We start from the raw sequence: 22,930 nt of genomic DNA, 5'->3' as shown, positions 1-22,930 counted from the left end.
TTTCGACCCGGCTCCGTCGCCAGCGTCGCCAACCATCTGCCTCCGGCAGTATGATGGGGACGTATTACAAGCGAAATCGGGATGCGGCGCGGGCTCAGTCCATGGGATCTAAGGCTTTTGCACCCTTCCTCCCCCGATCGAGCCGGTGTTTTTAGTGTTTGAAGGCGCAATCGTTTCGACCCGAACCTTGCTCGTATTCCTTATCTTCTCTCTCACCAGCCGCCGCTGCGGTGTGGAGCCGCGGTGGTGCAACGCAAGCAGGATCCCATGGCCAAGGAAGCCGCGCCGCTGAATGTGCTGTTGATGTCGGGGTCGCTGGACGGCGGTGGCAGCGAGCGACAGACGTTACTGTTGGCAAAACATCTGGACCGGCGGCGATTTCGTCCGGTGCTGTACCTGCGGCATCGTCAGGGCGTGCTGTTGGCCGACGTGCCGGCGGATGTGCCGATCCTGAGTTTCGACGACGCGGCCCCGGCGCCGCGGCCGCACTGGCCGGGCCGCATCGGCGCCCATCACACGCGTTACCTGCACGGGTTATTGGGCCAGCACGCGATCGACGTCGTCTACGACCGCACGTTTCAGATGACAATGGCGGTGGCTCCGGCCGCGGCCGCGCTCCGAATTCCCCGCGTATCGACGGTGGTCAGCCCGCCGGACCGGATGCTGCCGCGGCTGGAACCCCGCTTTCAGCGGCTCAAACGTCGTCGCCTTGCTCGCGCCTACGCGGCGTCCCGCCAGGTGGTCGCCGTCAGCGATGCGGTGGCCGCCGCCGCCGCCCGTTTCTATCGGTTGTCAACCGAAAAGATCGTTACCATCCGCAATCCCATCGATGTCGCGGAGACACTCCGGCGAGCCGCCGAGCCGCTGTCCCGCGGCGCTGGGCCGCTGACCCACGTCGACGGGCCGCTGACCCACGGCGACGCGGCGGTGCACTTCGTCTGTATTGGCCGGATGTCGCAGGAAAAGGGCCAAGCCGTCTTGCTGGACGCTTTGCGGCAGGTCCACTCGCAACGGCCGGAGTTGGCGTGGCGGTTGACGCTGGTGGGCGACGGGCCGGACCGCCAGCGGCTGGCGGAACGCTGCCGGTCGCAGGGGTGGTCGGAGCGTGTTCGTTTTACCGGACACCTGGAAAACCCGCTGCCGCTGCTGAAGGCGGCCGACGCGTTGGTCCTGCCCTCGTTGTTCGAGGGGCTGCCCAACGTGGTGCTCGAAGCGATGTGTCTGGCCACGCCCGTGATCGCCACCAGCGGCGGCGGCACCGGAGAGTTGCTCGATGGCGGACGACTGGGACAACTCGTCCCGCCAGGCGACGCGGCGGCGCTTGCCGAGGCCTTGCTCCGCTGGATCGAACATCGCGGCGGCCGGGTGGTGGAGCAACAGAGGCGGGCGGCCACCGAAGCGGTGCGGACGCAGTACTCGCTCTCGGCCGTGCTGCCGCGGATGGCCGACCTGCTGGCCCGCGCCGCCGAAGGCAACTGAGCCATCCTGCCTGGCGGCGGTCGTGATCGATACGACCGCTACGGCTGGAGCGCCGGCAAAGCGAGCGAAGAGGTGCCGTGGCCCGAGCCGATAACGCCCTACGGTACCTTGCTCGCAATCCGCATTCCCCTTGGCCGGTCATGGCGAAGTCGTTTCTTTTGAGGCCTGTCGCACCGGGGCCGACCGACACGGCCGCGGCCGATGCGACGATGCAGCCGGACGACTGCGGCCTTCAGCGACTCGACCCGGCTCATCCTTCGGAAGCTTCGTCGGCCGGGTCGCCGTCCAGCGGGGCGTCCCCCGCGCAGCGCCGTCGCCCCGGGGCGGCCAACGCGACGAACCACCGCGAGGCTGCTCCGACGCAGGACCCGTCCGATCTCTTGACGGCTCATGCCGAGGATCTGATCGCCCGGCTGCACGGGTGGGCTGCGCAGCTGGACCAGCGAGAGTCGGAACTGAATGCCGGAATCGCTCGCCAGGAGACCCGCGAGCGCAGTTTCCGCTTGTGGGCGGGCCAGCAGCGCGAGCAACTGGAGCGGCTGGAGCGGGAAGCCCTGCGGCTCCGCGAACGGCTCCAGCGCCATGCCCGCCGGTTGGCGATCGCCCAAACGGCTCGGTGAATAACCGGGGCGATCGCCCAAACGGCTCATTTACGAAATGCGTTTTCGATTAGAGCCACAGGCCGGTGAGCCGCCGGAGGGCCTAAAAAAAGAACGGGCTGAGCCGCGCACTTGGCGCGGACCAGCCCGTCGGTAAAGCAGCGTGATGCTGTTTGCAGAAGCAGGAGCTTCGGCGGCTTAGGCTTCGTCAGCAGCGGCTTCGGCGGCTTCTTCGGTCGCTTCGGCTGCTTCTTCGGCGGCCGGAGCAGCTTCGTCGGCAGCCGCTTCGGCGGCCGGTGCCGGAGGAGCTTCTTCAGCGGCTTCGGCTGCGGGAGCGGCCGGAGCGGCTTGTTCAGCGGCGGGCGCCGGAGGAGCGGCATCGCTGGGGCTTTCTACGGCCGGAGCGGGAGGCGTGGGAGCGGCTTCCAGGACTTCGCCTTCGCTGTAAACGGCGCCGTGATCGACGACCGAACCTTCAACGACCGGGGCGGCGGCTCCGCCACAGCAGGCCGGCTGAGGAGCGGGCTGGCAGCATACCGGTTCGGGCTGGCAGCAAACCGGGGCGGGCTGGCAGCACACCGGTTCGGGCTGGCAGCAAACCGGGGCGGGCTGGCAGCACGAGTTGTGGTGGCCGTGGTGACCGCCACCGCGCTTGAACAGTTTGCCGCCAAACAGGCCGGCTTCGGCCGGTGCGGCCATCAGGAGTGCAACCGTCGCACACATCGTCACTGCTGCAAATACTTTTCGACTCATCGTGTTCATTCTCCGTTGGATACTGGAAGCAGGTTTCCCAAAGGGGCTTTGAAACTAGGGAATCCAGGGTATTTGTGCGGTTTCCGTAGTTTCGGCCCTAGCCTAATAAGCGGTGCGGGGGTGTCAATTGGTACCCAAAAAAAGCTGCCAAAAAGTGCTGAAAGGGGCAGTTTTTTTACTTGCAAAAACTAACCGAACAGCGCTTAGATTTCTTTGACACGGGGCCTTGCGATCGCTAGAATAAGCCCAATTCACCCGCCTTGCCGGTTGACAGATGGGACCGGCATCCCTTCCCGCCTCACCGACTGGGGGCCAGCTTTGTGAAGTTGGCAGCCAGATATCAATAGAACACGTCGGTTCGCCCGCGAATCTGTTGTTTCCTTCGATTTGTACTCCGCTGTCTACTTACCGTTGTCGGCTGCTCCGCTGGGGCCGATGACCCTCACCACTGTTTGGGAGTCCGCACGCGATGTTTCGATGCCCTGGAAATCAATTTAGTCGACGTGGCTTTTTGGCCGCTGGAGCGCTCGGCGGCGTGGGCCTTTCCCTGGCCGATCTGCTGATGATTCAAGATGCGAGGGCAGCGCAGAAGTCGTATGACTTTATCGAGGCGAAGGCCAAGAGTGTGATCCACATCTTCCTGCCGGGAGGGTTGGCCCAGCAGGAGTCGTTTGACCCCAAGCCCTACAGCCCGCTGGAATACCGCGGCGAAATGGGCACGATCAAGACCAATACCGGCGAGGTGTTTTGCGAATCGTTGCCGCAGCTGGCCAAGCGGGCCGATAAGTTCGCCGTGATCCGCTCGATGACCCACGGCGAAGCGGCTCACGAGCGTGGCACGCACAATATGTTCACCGGATACAAGCCGTCGCCGGCGCTGAAGTATCCCAGTTTCGGCAGTGTGGTCAGCCACGAGTACGGTCCTCGCAATAATTTGCCGCCGTACGTCTGCATTCCCAACATGCCCAATGAGTTCGCCGGCAGCGGGTACTTGAGCAGTTCCTATGGGCCGTTCTCTCTGGGTGACGATCCCAAGAACCCGAACTTCAAGGTTCGAGACTTGGACCTGGCCGGCGGCGTCGACATGGAGCGTTTTGCGCGGCGTAAGGCGGCTCTGGAAACGGTCAACGGACGGTTCACCTCGATGACCGGTGCCGACAACGTGGGGGCGATGAGCACCTTCTACGAGCGGGCGTACAGCCTGTTGGGTTCGCCGGAGGCTCGCAAAGCGTTCGATATCAATGCCGAGGACGCCAAGTTGCGGGATCGTTACGGCCGCGACGAAGCGGGCCAGCGGATGTTGATGGCTCGCCGTCTGGTCGAATCCGGCGTGCGGTTGGTGACGTTGACCTACGGCGGTTGGGACATGCACGCCAATATCACCTCGGGTATCAAGCGAAGCGTGCCGCCGCTGGATCGCGCGCTCAGCGTGTTGTTGGACGACCTGTCGGAGCGCGGGTTGTTGGACGAGACGCTGGTGATGGTCAGCACCGAATTCGGTCGCACGCCCAAGATCAACCCCGATGCCGGTCGCGACCACTGGGCCAAGGTCTTCAGCGTGCTGTTGGCCGGCGGCGGAATCAAGGGCGGCACGGTCTACGGTGCGAGCAACGCGATCGCGTCGGAGCCCGAAGAAAACCCGGTTTCGCCGGAAGACTTGGCGACCACCATCTATCACCAGTTGGGGATCGTGGCCGACAAGGAGTTGATGTCGCCCGGCGATCGCCCGATCGAGATCGTCGATGGGGGTAATTTGATCAAGGGCATCCTGGCCTAACGCTTTTTTGCCCGGGATGTTTGCTGTGGGTGCCGGCCGCATGCCTGCGTGCGGCCGGGGTCAGGGTGCCCGCATGCTGGTTTGTTTGTGCCCGCTCCGCGAGCGGGTCTTTGCGTCTCCCGCCTGAAATCCCTGACGTTTTCCCACCGCCTGTCCTGTTCCGCCGCGCGGCGCTGCCGCCCGCCCCGCCCCGCCCCGCCTCGCTGTTTCGCTCCGCGTTACGCATCCACTGGTTTTCGGAGTCTGTGATGAAACGATTGATCCCCGCTGTTGCCGCCCTGCTGTGTGCAGCGAGCTTTGCCAGTGCCGCCCAACCGGTGATCTCTCGGCTGGAGCCCCTGGGGGTTCGCCGTGGTGAGGCCACGAAAGTGATCGTGCACGGAGCGCGTTTGAAGGACGCTCGGCAGGTATTGGCGGATCTGCCCGGATTGACGATCGAAGGCGTCAAGCCGCTGGACAACGCCAAGGTCGAGATGACCGTGACGGCCGACGCGTCGCTGGCGCCGGGGCTGTACCCACTGCGACTGGTGACCGAAACCGGGATCACGAACTTGCGCCTGCTGGGCGTCGGGGCGATGCCGGTCGTCCAGGAAGTCGAACCCAACAGCGATTTCGACACGCCCCAGAAGATCGAGTTGAACACGACGGTCGAAGGCGTGATCACGACCGAAGACCAGGATCTGTTCGCCGTCGAACTGAAGGCCGGTCAGACGTTGGTCGCCGAGATCGAAGGGGTGCGGTTGGCCAGCGATCAACGCAACCGGTTCCTGGATCCTTACATCGCGATCCTGGACGAGGGGCGTTTCGAGAAAGCGACCCGCGACGATATTCCCTTGCTGCAGCAGGACGGGCTGTGCTCCTACACGGCCGAAACCGACGGCACCTACACGGTGCTGGTGCGCGACGCCTCCTTTGGCGGCAGCAACGACGCCCGGTATCGCGTGCACATCGGATCTTATCCGCGGCCGGTCGCTGTGGTGCCCGGTGGGGGACGTCCCGGCGAGGTGTTGACGGCGGACTTGGTGAATCTGGACGGCAGCAAACGCTCCGCTCAAATCCAGCTTCCCAGCGAACCCAACGATCGCTTTCCGGCGGTCAGCGAAGACGAAAACGGGGTGTCGCCTTCGCCCAACTACATCCGCGTCAACGACCTGCCCGTGGCTATGGAAGAGGAACCCAACGAGTCGCTGCAGAAAGCGCCCGTGGTCTCCGTCCCCGGTGCCTTGTGCGGCGTGATCGGGACGCCGGGCGACGTGGATTATTTTGCGTTCGAAGCGGTCAAGGGACGCAAGTACATCGTCCAGATGTACGCTCGTAACATCCTGCGTTCGCCCCTGGACAGCGTCGTCAACATCTACGGTCCCGACTCCAAACGCGTGACCGGAAACGACGACACCGGAGGGATGCCCGACAGTTACTGCGAATTTACCGCCGCGGCCGATGGTCTTTATCGGATCCGAATCAACGACCAACTGGGCAACGGCGGCCCCGAGTTCGGCTACCGTCTGGAAGTGACCGAGGCCAAGCCGGAGGTGACGCTGTCGTTGGCCGAACTGGATCGTGACCAGGCGGTGGTGTGGCCGGTTCCGCGAGGCGGGCAGATGGCCGTGATGGTCAACGCCGCGCGCAAGCATTTCGGTGGCGAGTTGAACATCGAGGCGTTGAACCTGCCCGAGGGGATTACGGCAACCGTGTTTCCGATGCGCTCCGACCGCTCGACCGTTCCCCTGCTGCTGTCCGCCGCGGCCGAGGCTCCCGGCGATGCCACGCTGGCGAACCTGGTGGCCCAGCCAACGGATGAGAAACTGGCTCACGTCCGGGGCCATTTGATCCAGGAACACAAACTGGTGCTGGGTCAGAACCGGCGGCATGTGTGGAACTGGGAGACCAAGGGAGTGGCCGTGTCGGTGGCCGAGCCGATGCCCTTCCGCTTGACGGTCGAACAACCCCAGGTCCCGGTGGTTCGCAGCGGTTCGATGTCCTTCAAGGTCAAGGTCGAACGCGACGAGGGCTACGAAGGGGTGATCTCGCTGCAGACGCTGTACAATCCGCCGGGCGTCAGTGTGAACAACAGTCGCAAACTGGCCAAAGACGTCAACGAGATCGAAGTGCCGCTGACCGCCAACGGTTCGGCCGCCACCGGCACGTGGCCGATGTTCCTGATCGCCACGGCCGACGTCGGTAACGGTTCGGCCCGCATCACTTCCACGCCGATCTCGCTGGATGTTCAGGACGTCTTCTTCCGTTTCGAGTTCCCCAAGTCGGCTGCCGAACAGGGCACCGAGAACGTGGTGGCCGTGGGCGTGGAAGTCACCCGCGAGTTCGAGGGCGAAGCCGAAGTGGAACTGGTGGGGATGCCGCCGGGAGTCAGCTCGCCGGAACCGATTCAGAAAATCACCGCGGAAACCGAGCAGGTCAGCTTTCCAATTAAAATTGCTGAAGACGCTCGTCCGGGAACCCACAAGACGTTGAATGTTCGCGCCCGCATCAAGAGCGACAAGGGCGTGATCACCCAGACGCAGGGCACCGGCGAGTTGCGAGTCGACGAACCGCTGCCGCCCAAGAAGGACGAACCCGAAGAGAAACCCAAAGAAGAGAAAAAGCCGGAAGCCAAACCGGAGCCGCCCAAAGAACGTCCGCTGAGCCGACTGGAGCAGTTGCGGAAGGCTCGCGCCGAGCAGTAGAGCCGAGCAGTAGACCCGTCGGCGTCGCCGTGTCGGCCCGATCGGCCCCGCGGTTTGGCCGGCCTCTTTCGCCGGCCGTTTTTTCTTCCTCTGTCCCGCCCATTCCTTAACGCTTTTTAGACGAACGACCATGTCCCACCTGATCCGACTTTCGTTCAGCCTGGTTTTATCCGGGGTCTTAGCCGTCACCGCGATGGGCATTGAACCCGAAGCTTCGGTGCCCGCGACGGAGCCTCCTTCGGTGCCCGCCGTGGCGGTTTATCCGCCGGAGATTCAGCTGAACTCCGCGCGCGACTTCCAGGCCTTCGTCGCCGTGATGACGCGCGATGACGGCGTCACGCTGGACGTGACCGAGCAGGTGCACTGGCAACTGGCCAAGGAAGGGCTGGTCAAGCGTGAGGGCAATCAATTGCTGCCGGTGGCCGATGGCGAAACCGAGTTGGTCGCCTCCTATAACGGCACCGAAGTGCGGATCCCGGTCAAGGTCAGCGGTGCCGACCAGCGGCCGCCGATCAGTTTCAAGAAAGACATCATGCCGGTGCTGACCCGTTCGGGTTGTAACACCGGATCCTGTCACGGGGCGGCTCGCGGCAAAGACGGCTTTGGGCTGAGCCTGTTCGGCTTTGATCCCGATGGCGACTACCACCGGATCACCCGCGAGATGGGCGCCCGACGCATCAACCTGGCCGTGCCTTCGGACAGCCTGCTGTTGAAGAAGGCCAGCGGCGGGGCCCCGCACAGTGGCGGTAAACTGTTTGACGAGGACAGCGATTACTACGCGACCATGCTGGAATGGCTCGAGAACGGTGCCCCCAAGGACGCGGCCGACAACCAGCCGCCGGCGGTCGTTTCGGTGGACTTCTATCCGCCCCAAGCCGTGCTCGAGGGCACCGGTGCCTCGCAGCGTTTCGTTGCCGTGGCCAACTATGCCGACGGCACCACGCGGGACGTCTCGCGTCTGGCGGCCTTCTCCACCAACAATCCGACTTCCACCGAAGTCGACGACTTCGGCGGCGTGACCGCGGGCGTTCGCGGCGAAGCCTTCATCATGGCTCGCTTCGATACCCACACGGTGGGTTCCCAGGTATTGGTCCTGCCCGAGGGTTTGGAGTACACCGCGCCGGAAATCACCGGTAACTACATCGACCAACTGGTCGGCAAGAAACTGCAGCAGTTGCGGATCTTGCCCAGCGAGATCTGCAGCGACGAAGAGTACCTGCGGCGCGTGACGATCGACATCACCGGCCTGGTGCCCACGGCCGAAGAGTACCACCAGTTCGTCAACGATCCGGCTCCGGACAAACGGGCGGCTCTGGTCGAACGGTTGCTCGGACGCAAAGAGTTCAGCGAGATCTGGGCGATGAAGTTCGCCCAGTTGCTGATGATCAAGAGCAGCAACCAGGTCAGTTACAAGTCGGCCTTCCTGTACGCCAACTGGCTGACCGACAAATTCGCTCGCAACGTCCCGATCGACGAGATGGTGCGGGAATTGTTGACGGCCGAAGGCGGCACGTTCAGCAGCCCCGCGACGAACTTCTACGAGATCGAACGCGATACGCTGAAAACGGCTGAGAATGTGGCCCAGGTCTTCATGGGCATTCGCACTCAGTGCGCCCAGTGCCACAACCATCCGTTCGACCGCTGGACGATGGACGACTACTACGGCTTTGCCAGTTTCTTCAGCCAGATCGGCCGCAAGACCGCCGAGGACTACCGCGAACGAATCATCTACGACCGCCGCGGTGGCGACGTCAAACATCCGGTCGACGGCCGCACGATGACGCCGACCTACCTGGGTGGTGGCCCCGCCGAAACCCGAGGCAAGGACCGCCGAGCGGTGGTCGCCGAGTGGTTGACCGATCCCGACAACCCGTACTTTGCCAAGTCCATGGCCAACCGCGTGTGGGCGCACTTCTTCGGCGTGGGGATCGTCGATCCGGTGGACGATATCCGGATCAGCAACCCGGCCAGCAATCCGGAACTGTTCGAAACCATGGGCCAGAAACTGGTCGAGTACGATTTCGACTTCCGCCAATTGGTGCGCGACATCTGTGCCAGCGAAGCTTACCAGCGAAGCGTCGTCACCAACGAAAGCAACGAGGACGACACCCGCAACTACGCCCACGCCCTGCCCCGCCGGATTCCGGCCGAGAGCATGCTGGACGTGATCTGTCAGGTGACCGAGGACAAGGACAAGTTCCGCGGCCTGCCGCTGGGCGCTCGGGCCGTGCAGATTGCCGACGGCCGCACCTCGACCTACTTCCTGACCGCCTTCGGTCGCTCGCCTCGCAATACCGTGTGCGAATGCGAAGCCTCCACCGATCCCTCGCTCTCCCAGGCCCTGCACCTGCTGAACGGCAACGCGATCTCCGGCAAGATCGGCAAGGGCAAGGTCGTCGAGCGAATGCTGAAAGACGAAGGGTTGGATGCGGCCGGCGTGATCGACGCGCTGTACGTCCGTTGCCTGAGTCGTTACCCGACCGAGGAAGAGAAGAAGAAATTGCTGGTTTCCGTTGGCGAAGCCGCCAATGAGCAGCAAGGTTTGGAAGACGTCTTCTGGGCCGTGCTGAACAGCCGCGAATTCGTCTTCAATCACTAATTCCTCCGAACGGAATGCAAGTTCCTCCGAACGGAAAACACTGGTTCCCACGAGCTGAAAACGATATGTTTCGCATCCTGTTGCCGCACCCTTCGGCGGGCCGTCCGGGCTTTGCCATCCTCGCCTGTGCCTGCCTGGTCTCTGTGTCGCTGGTCTCGGAATCCCTGACCTCTGTGTCTTGGGCGGCCGACGAAGCGGCTTCGGAGGACAAGAAACCGGAAAAGATCACCTTCGAAGATCACATCAAACCGATCTTCCGCGAGAAGTGCTTGACCTGTCACAACCAGAGTGAAGCCAAGGGTGGTCTGGCCCTGGATACGTTTGGCGGCACCATGACCGGCGGCGGCAGCGGCGAGATCGTTTACGAAGGCGATGCCGAAAGCAGCCGGCTGTGGATGCTGGTCGCCCACGAGGACACGCCGGTCATGCCGCCGGACCAGGAAAAGTTGCCCGAGGAACAGATCAATCTGATCAAAGCCTGGATCAACGGCGGACTGCTGGAGAACTCGGGGTCGAAGGTCAAAAAGAAGAAAACCAACGCGTTGGCCTTTGCCGGTGCGTCGACCGGCAAACCCGAAGGCGGCGGAGCGATGCCCGAGGACGTGATCGAGCAACCGGTCGTGGTCACCGATCGCGCCGCGGCGGCGACTTCTCTGGCGGCCAGCCCCTGGGCGCCGCTGGTGGCGATCGGCGGTCAGCAGCAGATCATCCTCTACAACACCGATACCGCCGAACTGGCCGGCATCCTGCCCTTCCCCGAAGGCTTGATCCAATCGCTGCGTTTCAGCCGTGACGGGTCCTTCCTGATCGCCGGCGGGGGCGCCGATGCGGCGCGTGGGATCGTCGTCGTGTATGACGTCAAAACCGGCGACCGGTTGAGCGTGGTCGGCGATGAACTGGATACGGTCCTGGGGGCTGATGTCAACGACCGCATGACGCGCATCGCTCTGGGCGGACCGCAGAAAATGCTGCGGATCTACGACCTGGCCGATGGCGAGTTGCTGTTTGATATCAAGAAACACACCGATTGGATTTTGGACGTGGCCTACAGCCCCGACGGCGTCCTGGTGGCCTCCGCCGACCGCGCGGCCGGCCTGTTTGTGTGGGAAGCCGAAACGGGCCGCAATTACCTGAACCTGACCGACCACAAAGACGCCATCAACGCGCTGGCTTGGCGCGACGACAGCAACGTCCTGGCCTCGGCCAGCAACGACGGCACGGTCAAACTGTTCGACATGAACCAAGGCAAAGTCATCAAGAGCATCAATGCCCATAGCGGCGGCGTGTGGGATGTGGCCTTCGATCACAAGGGACAATTGGTTACCTGCGGCAAGGACAATCGCGTTCGCATGTGGGACTCCAGCGGCAACAAAAAAGCCGACTTTGCGCCCATGGCCGAACAGGTCCTGGAGGTGACGATCACGCACGAGAGCAAGTACTTGATCGCCGGCGACTGGACCGGCCAGTTCTTGGCCTACAGCACCGAGGATCCCAAGGCGCCGGCTCGTCCCCTGCTGGGCAACCCACCGTCCCTCCAGCAGCGGATCGCCGCCGCCACGCAAGCCGCCGCGGACTTGCAGGCGCCGGTGACGGCCGCCGAGAAGACGCTGGCCGACCTGAACACCCAACTGGCCGCGGCCAACAATCAGAAATCCGCCGCCGTAAAAGCTCAGCAGGAAAAACGGCAGCAGGCCGAGCAGAAGAAAGCCGAAAAGGTGGCCGCCGATAAGCACGTCGCGGAGCTCGTGAAACAACGCGATCAGGCGCAGGGCGAAGCGGCCAAGAAACAGCAGGCCGTCGAAGCTTTGCGCAAGCAGGTCGCGGAGAAGCCCGCAAGCGAAGCACCGCTGGCCGCCGAAGAGAAAGCCTGGGCCGCCCTGGTGGTGAAAGTCGCCGAGACGCGTGAACAGCTCGTCAGCGGCCGCGCCGCTGCGGCCGGGTTGGCCGCCGCCGAAACCGCCCTGCGAGGCGAAGCCGACAAGATGCAGGCGGCCGTCGATGCGGCCGATAAACGCATCGCCGAGACCAAAGCCAAGTTGAGCGAAGCGGAGGCCGCGGTCGCCGCCGCCAAGACCGCCCACGAAGCTGCGGTCGCCAAAGTCCAGCAGCTGGAAGCGAAGCTGCAACGCTTTCAGAGCCGCGGCAGCGAGCTGGCCAAGGCAGCCGAAGCCGCCGGCGACGACGAAGCCGGCCAGCGGATCAAGGACCAAGCCGCCCTGTTCACGAGCGCCTACGGCGAGTAGGGCGAGGATGGAAGATCGGTCTCAGATTTGACATTTCAGATTTGCTGACTCCGGCGGAATCTATGTATGAGAAGAATCGCTTTCTCCCCTCTCCCCCGCGGCGCCGCGAGCGTCAGCGAGTGAAGCAGTGGTGGGAGAGGGGCTGGGGGTGAGGGGGCTCAGGTGCAACTGGCTGACTCATTGCACGCGATGTACTTGCCGCGTATCACATTGGCACGCATCACTTACGAACCCTGGCTGCAATCCCCCTCACCCCCGACCCCTCTCCCCCGAATCCTGACTCGCTTAGGCTCGCCAGGATCCGGGGGAGAGGGGAGAAAATGATTTTGTTTATCAATTGATTCCGCCCGAGTCAGGAGATTTCAAAACTCAGATCGTCGCTCCCGCCTTCAGCTCTTGTACGATTTCGCGGTAGACGTCGTCCAGTTGATGCCGGACGCGAATGTCGTCCAGGTTCTGGCGAGCACGGCGCCGCAGGGCTCCGGCCAACCGCACCAGCATGCGGCGGTCGGCGGCAGCGGAGATATGCGGCAACATCCGCTGGACCATCCGCATCATGTGCAGCGTGGCGTTGGCGTCGCTGGCGACGTAGGGCCGCAGTTGGTCGAACACCAGCTGGGCAAAGGACGCAAAAGTCTCGGGTTCGGCGACCACGCGCAGCTGATGCTCCTCGTCCAAGCGATGCGCGTCGGGCATCTTGCGTTCGGACAGATTAATCAGTCCCGACTGCAGCCAGTCCAGGCAGGTCATGGCCGTAAACGGATCGTTCACCCCGGGGGAGAGCGCCCGCATCGCCACCTCCACCAACTGATTCAGCACGAACCGCAGATTTTGGTTCGCCGTCCGCTGCGAACCGCAGTAGAACATGCTCTTCATCTGCTTGATCTCCTGCTCGCCGACTCGCTCGGCCGGCGAAGCCAACAGCAGCTCGTCGTGGCCGGTGATGAAGTCGCCGGGACGAACCTTCAGTCGCAGGACCAGGTCGTGTTGTTTGGCCAATTCCAACAGGCCGTCGGCGTCGACGAACTGAAGGTAGCCCGGGCCGTCGGAGTGGATTTTCAGGGCCGTAGCAAAGAACGAGGGCGGCAAATCGGACTGCCCACTGCGCTGCTCCGGGTCCGGGTGCGGGCGGCCGATGCGAGTCGGGAACTGCTCCTCGATGCGGGCGTTTAAGTCATGCCCGACGCCGGCCACCACATTGGAAACGTGGATGCTCTCGGGGATGTGGTGGATAAAGTAGATCAAGACGCCCACGCTGGCGACGGCCAGGACCAGCCCCAACATGATCGCGATATGCGGGACGAACGCTTCGGCCAGGTCCACCGCGGCCGAGCCGTCGACCGGCGGTGTGTCGGCGTTGCGAACCGTCCGCAAGACCATCAGGCAGTACAGAAACGTGGCGATGAATACGCCCAGCGTGATTTGGTTGCCCCGGTCCCGCATGAAATTCCGCAGCAGCCGCGGGCCGACCTGCGAGGTGGTCGAGGAGATCGACAGGATGGTCATCGAAAACGTCACGCCAGCGACCGTGATCATCGACCCGGCCACGGTGCTCAGCACGGCTCGAGCGCCGGCCGGTTTGTTGGCGTACAGCCAGGTGATGTCCTCGAGCCACTCCGAGCCTACGGCGTTGTCCACCGCCGTGGCGGCGAACGACAAGAGGATCGCGCCGGTGGCCATCAACGACGGGATGAACCAGTAGCTTTCACGCAGGTGTGTGAACCAGGTTACCAGCAGAGTCTTCATGGCCAGCGGTGGTGATCGAGGATTCGGTGCCCCACAGACCTATGGTAAGCACGTCGCAACATTTCATTCGGCTTTACCCTCCCGCTGCGCGGGAGGGTGTTGTCGCGGGGTTTTACCGAAAGATTCATGCCGACGTGCTTAGTCTCGGGCCTGTGGTCGTCTTCGGGGCTCGCCAATCCAATCGCACCCGAACCCAATCCGGCCGGATTGCGTAGACACTGGCGTGCCACCATTTGTGGTGGTCTAATCACCCTGTTCTGTTCGCTTCAGCGCAACTCGTCAAGCCATGGAATCGAAATCCGAATCCGCTGTGTTTTCGCTTGCTCCCCAGGAGATTCCGACCGCGCCGGTTCGGCCGTCGGGGTTTGTGGCGCTGCTGCTCGGGTTGCTCAGCAGCGTCGTGCTGCTTTCGACCACGTTGATCCTGATCCCGCTGGTCACGCTGGTGGTGGGGCTGTTCGCCCTGCGGCCCTCCAGCGAAGGGCCCCCGGTGGGCCGCCGAGCGGCGGTGTTGGGGATTCTATTGGCCGTTTTTTTCGCTTGCTGGAGTGTCGTGGCCAGTCGCGTGCGCACGCAGCAGCTGAGCGACAACGCCGAACGATTCGGCCACGAATGGATGCAGTTGACCAGCTTGGGCGAATGGGAGATGGCGATGGAATTGACGAAGTCGCCGGCCGGACGGCAGAGCCCCCAGATGCCGCTGAAGGCCTACTACCAGAACTCCGAAACCTGCTCCGAGCAACTCGATGAGTTCCTGGACCGAACCGCCATCATGCGCATCCAGGATGCCGGGCGTGACGCCGATTGGCAGCTGGCCGAGTCGCCCCAGATCTATGACGACATGGGCGCTCTGTGCGTGCAGGTTCGCTACGTGGATCGCAATCAGAACAGCAGCGATGGCGTACGGTTGGAGCTGCAGCGGATGTGGGACAGCGAAGCGGGGGTGGGCGAGTGGCGGGTCCGCGATTTCGGGCCGTACGATAAGAACGCCCCCTAGCGGTGGCGGTAGTAGACTTCCAGCGACAAGGCGGCCAGCGCGGTGGTGTAGACCCGGCCTCCGTAGCCGCCCCAGACGCTGTCGGTCGACCAGCTGCCGTCGGGCTGTTGGGTCCGCAGCAATTCCTGCTTCAAGTGCGAGTTCCAGGTTTCCCAGCCCGGGCCGCCGCGTTGCCGTAGGGCCAGCGAGGCGTAGTACCAGTAGTAATAGTTGGCGGGGCCGTCACCGGGCAACTGCTCCAGCATCGAACGTTCGGCTTCCTCCAGCTGCGCGGCCGGGACCGCTTCGCTGAGCAGCAACCGGATCGCCATGGCTTCGGCGGTCATCGTCCGCGATGCCGGTTGGCCGGGACGATAGCGAGCCAGTCCGCCGTGGTCGCCGGCGCGAACGCTGCGCAGGAAGTCCTGGACCAGCGGCAGCGTCCGCGGCTGCAGCGGGATCGAAGCTCTGCCGGCGGTGTGCAGCGCCAGGGCTTGCCAGCCCAGTTGGCTGGTGTCGCCGGTCTCGCCGCGGCGGTAGCGCCAGCCGCCGGTCGTCGGATGCTGTTGCCGCTCGGTGTACGCGATCGCAGCTCGTGCCGCGGCGATCGCTTGGGGGTCCTGGGTCATCGCGGCGGCTTCGCACAGAGCCAAGGTCGCCATGCCGTGACAGTAGGTTCGTGCCAGCGGCGTGGCGTTGCCTTCCAAAGATCCGTTGGGCGCCTGGTTGCGGATCAGGTAACTGAGGCCGGCGTGCACGTTCGTCGCGTAGGGGCCTTCCAGGTGGGTGTTGCCACGCCCGAGCATCGACAGCAGGGCCAGGCCGGTGATCGCCGTCGTCGCGCGGCTGCCAGCCCCGGCGCGTCGCTCGCCCAGCGGCGCTCGTTCGCGCCCACCGCCGCTGGCCAGCGGGTCCCAGGAACCATCCTCGCGCTGGGTGTAGGCCAACCACCGCAGGGCCGCTTCCACCGCCGCTTCGGTCTGCTGGTCGCCGCCGTGTCGGCGCAGGGCCGCGTGCCGCGCGTCGCCGCTGCGCTGCGAGAACGCGTCCGGCTGCTGGCCGGCGACACGCGCCGAGGCGACGCGGGCGGGAACCATGGGCGAAGCGGAGGCCGCAACGACCGCCGTGGTCGCTTGGTCCTCTTCGGCCGATTCGTTTGCCGCTGCCGGCTGGGCCGCTGAAGTTTGTTCGATTGTCCCCGGTTCATCCGATGCCGGAGTGAATTCCGCGGCGGCCTGGGCAACTAACAACTGGTCCAGCAAAGCGTCCAGTCCGGCGTCGATGGGCACCTCGGCGGCGTCGGCCGGAGCCGCTTCGATCGTTTCGGGAGTCAGGTCCATGATCGCCGTCGCGGCTTCGGGGGCCGGCGTCGGTGCCGAGGCCGGGTCGGCGGCGGCCAGCAGGGGCAGGGGCGGTGCCGCCGGCGTCTGCGGCTCCGCGGCAGCCTCCGCCGCGGCGGTCGACTGGTCGGCCAGCGGTTCGGTGCGGATATCCGATAGCGAGATCTCGGCCAGCGGCGTCGGCTCGGTACCGCTGGCCCGAGGCCGCCCGCCGGCCGGACGGGTGACCAGGGGCACGACCCACAGCAGCAAAACGTGCAGGCCCACCGAGAGGATGACACATAGCGCGGCGGCTCGCGGCCGTCGCCGTCGACCTCGGCGCAGCAACCACACCGTGGCCAGCATCAGCAAGATACCGACCGTGGCGACCGACCAGATCATCCGCGGATCGTTCCACATACCCCATCAATCGAAAAGGTGCTCTACCGCCGCGCCCGAGGGCTTTTGCTTTTGCTTTTGCTTTTGCTTTTGCTTTTGCTTTTGCTTTTGCGTGTGCGTTCACAGGCTGGAAGCCTATGCCGGAACGCGTCGAGCTAGCGCCTGAGGGGCTGGACCGCGATCCCCAGGTTCTCCACGCCGCTGCTGCGGCACACGTGCAGGATTTCCGTGAACCGGCTGAGCGATTCCTCGGCGTCGGCTCGTACCGTTACGCGCAGGGCCGGATAAGACGCGTGAGCCGACTGCAGTTCGCTGCGCAGTTGCTCGGCGTTGACACTGCGACCATCCAAAGTCAACGTGCCGTCGGGCGCGAGTTGAACGATCCGCTGGTCCGGTCCGCGAACCATCGGGTTCATCGGTCCCACGCCGGGGACGTTCACTTCGATGCGCTCTTCATGATCGGTGAATCGAGCTCCGACCATGAAGAAAATGACCAGCAGAAACACCACATCGATCATCGGCGTCAGATTCATCGTGGCGTCTTCGGCCGGGCGTCTACGCATGACTGACTCTCGTGTTGGTGAGTAAAACGAGTAGCTGATCTCGCCAGAGATTGGATGGAAGCGGCGAGAAGGTCCAAAGTCTGGCGACTTCGGCTACGTCCGCTACTATGCGGCTCGGCGGCTCTTGCGTCCGCGAGCAGAGCTGGTTTCCAATCCTTCGGCACTGATCGAATCGATGACCTTTTGGCACAAGGCATCGATCTCTCCCAAGTACTTATCGGCTTTACTGGTGAAGTACATGTAGGCCAAGTAGGCCGGGATCGCGACCGACAGACCGCTGGCGGTCGTCACCAACGCCATGCTGATCCCCGAAGCCAGCAGTTCGGGATGCCCCAACGCTTCCGACGACGACATCGTTTCGAAGGCTTCGATCATTCCCAGGACCGTGCCCAACAGGCCCAGCAGCGGGGCGATGTTACTGATCGCATGGAACACTCGCAGGAATTTCCTCAAGCTGTCCGTGACGCGGTCGCCGGCGTCCATGACCGCCTGTTCGATCTCGATCACCGGACGGCCCCACCGCTTGACCGCCGCATGAAACACATCGGCCACGGGGCATTCGAATTCATCGCAGATCTCGGCCGCCTCGTCGTAGCTCAACTGGCCGTCCTCGACGCACTCGGTAAAGCGGCGAACGAACGGCCGCGGGATCACTCGGCTGCGCCGCAGGGCCACGAAACGTTCCAGCGACAACGCCAGTACGACCAACGAGCAGACGCCCAGCGGAATCATCAACGGCCCGCCCTCGATCAGCCGGCTGACGATGCTGGGCGAGGCCGACGCTTCGGCCTCGGCCTCGGCCTCGGTTGCCTCGCCTTGCGGCGGCGCCGCGGCCGCCGGTGTTTGCCCAGCCGGTGCGGCGCCCGGCGGCGGCGGGATCATCGGAGCCGCGCCATAGCCGGCGTTGTCAGGCGGCGGAGGAAACTGTGCGGCAGCGGGCAACGCGTGCAGTGCCACGACGACCAGACACACGGCCTGAGGCCAGCGGCGAAGCAAACGCGCGGCAGAGAAGAAGATCGGAAGCATGGCGGAGGACGGTGATTGGATGATGGAGATTTGAGATTTTGGATTTGAACCCGGGTCTACCTTCGCATGGCACCTCCCAGGGCGGCCAGTCGTTTGCGGGCGGCGTCGGCGTGTTGGCTGTCGGCAAAGCGCTGTAGCAACGCGCCGTAACAGGTCGCAGCCTCTCGCGGCCGACCCATCTGCTCGTAGGCGCCGCCGGCCTGCACCAGGGCCACGGCCGTCCAGTTGCCGGCGGCCGTGTCGAAGGATTCGACCAGCCGATACGCCTCGATGGCTTCGCGGTATCGCTGTTGAAGCAGGTAGGTCTCGCCGATCAACCACTGCGCTCGGCAGCGCACCTGGGGGTCGGTGTGCTCGACACGGACGATCCGCTGGAGGATGTCCCGAGCTTGTTCCAGGTGAGCCCGGCGGATGGCCAGTTCGGCCCTCAGGATGTCGATCAAGGTGCGTTGGCTGGAGGCGTCATCGGCGACCGCTTGCGCGGCATCGTCCAGTTTCGTGGTCGCCGTTTCCAGGTCGTCCAGCGCCACGGCCAACTCCGCCCGGCGGACCAGGACGGCAAAGTCGCGTTCGCCCGCCTCGACGGCTGCGTCGAACCAACTCTGGGCGCTATGCGTGCGGCGGGTTTGCATCAGCGCTTCGGCCAGCAGCCGCGTGCTGCGGGGCGTCAAGCGAGGCGCGGTCGCCGAAGGGTCGGCCGTTTCGGCGGCCAGGGCCAACATGGTCCAGCGGCCCGCGTTGCTGGCCCAGCGGCAGACGGCATCACAGCACGCGGCGAGCTGGGCGTCGGGTAGGCCATCGGCAAAGCTGGGGTCCAGGCTGGCCAACACATGGGCCGCCAATCGCTCCGCGGCCGCGTCTTGTTCGGCGGCGTTCAAACGCACTAGCGCCGCCGACAGGACTTGGGCAGCCGAAGCGTGGGCGAGGATCTGTTCGCGGCAGCTCTGCCAGTACGTTTCGTCATTGGCCGCCGCGGCATCGACCAGGGCGGCGGCCAAGAGATACCGCCCCCGCATCGATTCGGCTGGGGCGGCGGCGTCCTCGCCAGCGGTGGCCGCGATCGCTCGTTGGACAACCAATCGCCGCCGCGCCGCGTACACCGCTGGCGTGGTTTCGCGGTCCGCCGCCAAGGACAGCTCATCGACGGCCGCCACGGCCATCGCCTGGGCTGCCGGTTCGGTTTGTTCGGTGGCCAGTTCGACCAACCGCTGCAGGGCCGCGTCGACCATGGCCGGATCGTCCAACTGACGCCACAGGGCGGCTTCGGCGCGCAGGGCTCGCAGCGCGTCCAGGTCGCCGGGATAGCGGCTTGCGAACTCGCGCAGTTTCCGTGCCGCATCACCGGGCGGTTCCGCACCCAGGGCCGCCGCCCAGGCCAATCCCAGTTCGGCCTGCCGCTGCGCCGCAGGTTCTTCGTCGTGTTCGCTCAGCCACCGGTACGCGCGGCTCGCCACGTGGGCTTGGCGGGCGGTCAATGCGGCCGCCCCGATTTGGCCTGCCAGGTCCCTCAGGTCCGCTTGATCAGCCGGTGTGGCCATCTCGAACGCCTGCCATGCCTCCTCCGGACGCCGGGCCGCCAGCTGGCCAGCGACCTCCAGCCGCCGCGCCACACGCCCCACGGCCGCTGGCGGGTCGCCGTCCAGAACGGCCGAGCTGTGCTGGAGCGCTTTGTCGGTTCGCCCACAGCGGTAAGCCGCATCGGCCACGGCCAGTCGCAGGGTGGTCTGGTCCGTATGCGGCGGTGCGGCAGCCAGGGCCTGCTCGAACTGAATCATCGCCGACTCGTACCGCCGCAGCTTGTGCAGCGCCTGGCCGTTGGCGATGTGCGCGGAGAGCCGCTCGGAGGTTACCGAGAGCGTATCGCTATCGATCAGGGCCTCGAGCGTTTGGTGAGCGGCCGCCGCATCGCCGGCGGCCAACTGGTCCAGGCCGGCGCGGAGGGTGGCCGTGACCGAAGCGCCGCCGGGAGGCTGCGAAGCGGCGTCCGCGGCCTTGGACCGCGATTGCGGCGGCGCAGCGATCCCCGTCGCGGCCAGGGTTCCTCCCAGCACCGCCATCGCAATCCATCGCGTGGGTCCTCTCTTGGCCATGTTCATCCGTGGACTCGTCACCAAATAACTCGGCTGTCCGAAAGTAGCTCGGCTGTCCCAGCCGAGAGCGGACCGGCTCACAGGCTGGAAGCCTATGCCACAAAGCAGCTCGGCTGTTCCAGCCGAACGACTTTCCGCGGCAAGGATACGAACTGCCCGCCTGCGGCGACAAGAGCGAACTGGGGCCCCTCTCCCGGCTGGCCGGCCGGAACCATTCTGTCACCAGGTGAAAGAAAATCGTCAGAATGTGATTGAAATCTTTCAGCAAGCTGTAACAATCTATCTCGTTGCGGTAGTTTGCTGTCATCGACGGGTGGTTTGGGGTGCTTGCGTAAAGCGGGCAGCTTTGGGCGGTCCGTCGGCGGCTTTCCCCGTTTCCGGCGACGACCGAGTTCTGTGAGGGCCCCGAACCGATGGCAATGAGCAACGGCAACGAGCAGAAGCGTTTGGAGGCCCGGCGCCAGGAGCTGCGGCGAACGCTGCAGACGCACGGTTTCGTCGCTCTGGGCGACCTGGCTCAGCGGTTGGACGTGAGCGAATCGACGGTGCGCCGGGACTTGGATTTTCTGGAGCAGGAGGGCGAGGCGCGGCGGACGCACGGCGGAGTGTTTTGGACCGGGTCGGCGACCAGCATGCGGTTGTTCGAGGGCCGTGAGGATTCGCTGTGGCAGCAGAAGCGAGCGATCGCGGTCGCGGCCGCTCGGTTGGTTTCCGACAACGAAACGATCCTGCTCGACGGCGGCAGCACGACGTACGAGCTGGCTCGGCAATTGGTCGGTCGGCCGCTGCAGGTGGTGACCAACAGCCTGCCGGTGGCCAATTTGTTTGCGGCCAGCGACACGGCGGATTTGATCCTGGTGGGCGGATACGTGCACGGTCGCACGGGCGTGACGATCGGTTCGCTGGCCAATCACGTGCTGGCGACGTTGAACGTCAGTCAGGCCTTCCTGTCGGTGGCGGGCATCGACGAGCGGGGGTTTTACAACAGCAACCTGCTGTTGGTGGAAACCGAGCGAACGATGATCGCCGCGGCGGACAGAACCGTGGTGATTGCCGACAGCAGCAAGTTTGGCCGGGCCAGCCTGTCGCGGTTGTGCCGGTTAGGCGAGGTGCACACGGTGATAACCGACCACAAATTGCCCGGTCCATGGCGCAAGCGCCTGCTGGACGCTGGGCCGAAATTAGTATTGAGCGATAACGAAGTTCCTACCGAAGCGGACCGCTCCGATGACCAATCAAGCTGTAATTGAATCCCTTGTCCGCCAGGCCTTGCGCAGTGCGATGTCCGGAGACGCTTCCGGCGCCGCCGGAGGTGGTTCGCAGCCGCCCGGCTGGGTCGATGGCAAGCCGAATCTGCGGGTCAGTATCTCGGCCCGACACTGTCACCTGACCGACGAGCACGTGGAGATGCTGTTCGGCAAGGGCGCGGTGCTGGAACCCGAAAAGCCGCTGTATCAGGACGGCTTCTACGCCGCGGCCCAGACCGTGATGGTCGTCGGTCCGCGGCGGCGGATGTTGCCCAACGTGCGGGTCCTGGGGCCGACGCGTTCGCACAGCCAGGTCGAGTTGGCGCTGACCGATTCGATCTCCTTGGGCATCGACGCCCCGACGCGGCACAGCGGCGATATCGAGGGCACGCCCGGATGCGTGTTGGTGGGGCCGGCCGGCACGGTCCAACTCGACCGCGGCGTGATCCGCGCCGCCCGCCACGTCCACATGAACCATCACGACTGCCGCTACTACGGCGTCGAAAACGGCGACCTGATGCAGTTGACCGTCAAGAATCCCGGATGCAGCGTCACCTTTGACGACTTGTTGGTTCGCGCCGACGAGGCGGCCAAGTTGGAGGTCCACATCGACACCGACGAAGGCAACGCCTGCAACCTGGACAAGGCCGAAGCGGTCGTGCTGAAGAAGCAAGACGCCGACTGCAAGTGCCACGGGTAGGTCAGGCGGCAGATTTGAGATTTGGAGATTTACTGACTCTAGCGGAATCTATGTACTGGAACGAACATTCCTAAATCGCGGAGCGATGGCATGTGGTAGCCCCAGACGCGAGCCTGGGGAAACGTAAACATTACGGACAAAAGCCCTGGAAGGGCGACAGGAAGTCTGGCACCGGCATTCGTGTCGTCCCTCTGGGACTGGCGCGCGGGTGTGGGTGCGGCACCCCAGGCTCGCGCCTGGGGCTACCGCATGTCGCCACTGCCGTGGCTGCTGCGCTCGAATTTTCGCACGCCATACATAGATTCCGCCGGAGTCAGCAGATTTCAGATTTCCAACAACCAACAACCAACAACCAACAACCAACAACCAACAACCAACAACCAACAACCAACTTCACACTTCAAAACTCCCTCCTTTACTCGAAAGGTTAGTTTGCATGGCTAATAACAACGAAGCGCTGGGCATGATTGAAACCAAGGGCTTTGTCTCTTTGGTCGAAGCGGCCGACGCGATGATGAAAGCGGCGAATGTCCAGTTCTTGGGCTGGGACAAAGTCGGCAGCGGCTTGGTCAGCGCGTTTGTGTCCGGCGACGTCGCGGCGGTCAAGGCCGCCACCGACGCCGGTGCCGCCGCGGCCGGGCGGGTCGGCGAAGTGGTCAGCGTGCAAGTGATCGCTCGACCGCACGACGACATCAACAAAGTCCTGAAGACCAAGATGCCGTCCGCCTAG

General features: G+C 64.3%; 16 protein-coding genes. 10 read left to right on the top strand and 6 right to left on the bottom strand.

All coding sequences use genetic code 11. From position 1 onward, the window contains the following. Positions 1 to 246 precede the first annotated feature (246 nt). Together GE027_RS11390 and GE027_RS11385 are read left to right on the top strand one after the other, a co-directional pair. Positions 247 to 1,479 (top strand): glycosyltransferase, encoded by a 1,233-nt coding sequence (locus tag GE027_RS11390; RefSeq protein WP_153557322.1) that lies wholly within the window; start codon positions 247 to 249, stop codon positions 1,477 to 1,479. A gap of 158 nt (positions 1,480 to 1,637) precedes the next feature. Then, positions 1,638 to 2,099, top strand: a complete 462-nt coding sequence (locus tag GE027_RS11385; protein ID WP_153557321.1) for a hypothetical protein — start codon at positions 1,638 to 1,640, stop codon at positions 2,097 to 2,099. Positions 2,100 to 2,276: 177 nt separating this feature from the next. Here the strand turns inward: GE027_RS11385 and GE027_RS23070 are convergent, their stop codons facing one another. Further along, positions 2,277 to 2,831 (bottom strand): hypothetical protein, encoded by a 555-nt coding sequence (locus tag GE027_RS23070; protein WP_202617392.1) that lies wholly within the window; start codon positions 2,829 to 2,831, stop codon positions 2,277 to 2,279. Between the two features lie 469 nt (positions 2,832 to 3,300). Between GE027_RS23070 and GE027_RS11375 the strand changes: the two genes are divergently transcribed. The 4 genes from GE027_RS11375 (at position 3,301) to GE027_RS11360 (ending at position 12,134) form a co-directional block, all read left to right on the top strand. Beyond that, complete coding sequence (locus GE027_RS11375; RefSeq protein WP_153557320.1) at positions 3,301 to 4,608, top strand: DUF1501 domain-containing protein; 1,308 nt, start codon at positions 3,301 to 3,303, stop codon at positions 4,606 to 4,608. Between the two features lie 248 nt (positions 4,609 to 4,856). After that, positions 4,857 to 7,292 (top strand): serine protease, encoded by a 2,436-nt coding sequence (locus tag GE027_RS11370; RefSeq protein WP_153557319.1) that lies wholly within the window; start codon positions 4,857 to 4,859, stop codon positions 7,290 to 7,292. A gap of 130 nt (positions 7,293 to 7,422) precedes the next feature. Further along, entirely contained in the window at positions 7,423 to 9,891 is a 2,469-nt protein-coding gene (locus GE027_RS11365) for a DUF1549 and DUF1553 domain-containing protein (RefSeq protein ID WP_153557318.1), read from the top strand. Between the two features lie 65 nt (positions 9,892 to 9,956). Further along, positions 9,957 to 12,134 carry a c-type cytochrome domain-containing protein gene (locus GE027_RS11360; protein ID WP_153557317.1) on the top strand — a complete coding sequence of 726 codons (2,178 nt, stop codon included), beginning with the start codon at positions 9,957 to 9,959 and terminating at the stop codon, positions 12,132 to 12,134. A 369-nt stretch (positions 12,135 to 12,503) separates the two neighbouring features. Here the strand turns inward: GE027_RS11360 and GE027_RS11355 are convergent, their stop codons facing one another. Further along, positions 12,504 to 13,880, bottom strand: coding sequence for a DUF2254 domain-containing protein (locus GE027_RS11355; protein ID WP_153557316.1), 1,377 nt, complete (start codon positions 13,878 to 13,880; stop codon positions 12,504 to 12,506). A 286-nt stretch (positions 13,881 to 14,166) separates the two neighbouring features. Here GE027_RS11355 and GE027_RS11350 point away from each other — a divergent pair, with 286 nt between their 5' ends. After that, the gene (locus tag GE027_RS11350) at positions 14,167 to 14,877 is read left to right on the top strand and encodes a hypothetical protein (protein ID WP_153557315.1); all 711 of its coding nucleotides are present in this window, start codon (positions 14,167 to 14,169) and stop codon (positions 14,875 to 14,877) included. Here the strand turns inward: GE027_RS11350 and GE027_RS11345 are convergent. From GE027_RS11345 to GE027_RS11330, 4 genes are all read right to left on the bottom strand, one after another. Next, the gene (locus GE027_RS11345; protein WP_153557314.1) at positions 14,874 to 16,595 is read right to left on the bottom strand and encodes a prenyltransferase/squalene oxidase repeat-containing protein; all 1,722 of its coding nucleotides are present in this window, start codon (positions 16,593 to 16,595) and stop codon (positions 14,874 to 14,876) included. The genes GE027_RS11350 and GE027_RS11345 overlap by 4 nt on opposite strands. A 134-nt stretch (positions 16,596 to 16,729) precedes the next feature. Further along, positions 16,730 to 17,137 carry an ExbD/TolR family protein gene (locus GE027_RS11340; protein ID WP_153557313.1) on the bottom strand — a complete coding sequence of 136 codons (408 nt, stop codon included), beginning with the start codon at positions 17,135 to 17,137 and terminating at the stop codon, positions 16,730 to 16,732. A 105-nt stretch (positions 17,138 to 17,242) separates the two neighbouring features. Then, complete coding sequence (locus GE027_RS11335) at positions 17,243 to 18,163, bottom strand: MotA/TolQ/ExbB proton channel family protein (protein WP_153557312.1); 921 nt, start codon at positions 18,161 to 18,163, stop codon at positions 17,243 to 17,245. 56 nt (positions 18,164 to 18,219) lie between these two features. Continuing rightward, positions 18,220 to 20,253: a hypothetical protein gene (locus GE027_RS11330; protein ID WP_162006688.1), complete on the bottom strand. Its 2,034-nt coding sequence runs from the start codon at positions 20,251 to 20,253 to the stop codon at positions 18,220 to 18,222. A gap of 419 nt (positions 20,254 to 20,672) precedes the next feature. Between GE027_RS11330 and GE027_RS11325 the strand changes: the two genes are divergently transcribed. From GE027_RS11325 to GE027_RS11315, 3 genes are all read left to right on the top strand, one after another. Continuing rightward, positions 20,673 to 21,503, top strand: a complete 831-nt coding sequence (locus GE027_RS11325) for a DeoR/GlpR family DNA-binding transcription regulator (RefSeq protein WP_153557310.1) — start codon at positions 20,673 to 20,675, stop codon at positions 21,501 to 21,503. Next, the gene (gene pduL, locus GE027_RS11320; RefSeq protein WP_153557309.1) at positions 21,481 to 22,200 is read left to right on the top strand and encodes a phosphate propanoyltransferase; all 720 of its coding nucleotides are present in this window, start codon (positions 21,481 to 21,483) and stop codon (positions 22,198 to 22,200) included. Before GE027_RS11325 ends, pduL begins: the two co-directional genes overlap by 23 nt. A gap of 436 nt (positions 22,201 to 22,636) precedes the next feature. After that, the gene (locus tag GE027_RS11315; protein WP_153557308.1) at positions 22,637 to 22,930 is read left to right on the top strand and encodes a BMC domain-containing protein; all 294 of its coding nucleotides are present in this window, start codon (positions 22,637 to 22,639) and stop codon (positions 22,928 to 22,930) included.

It is taken from the genome of Roseimaritima sediminicola (genome assembly GCF_009618275.1).
Lineage (GTDB): Bacteria > Planctomycetota > Planctomycetia > Pirellulales > Pirellulaceae > Roseimaritima > Roseimaritima sediminicola.
Note: the sequence above shows the minus strand (reverse complement) of the source record. Positions and strands in the feature narration are given on the sequence as shown.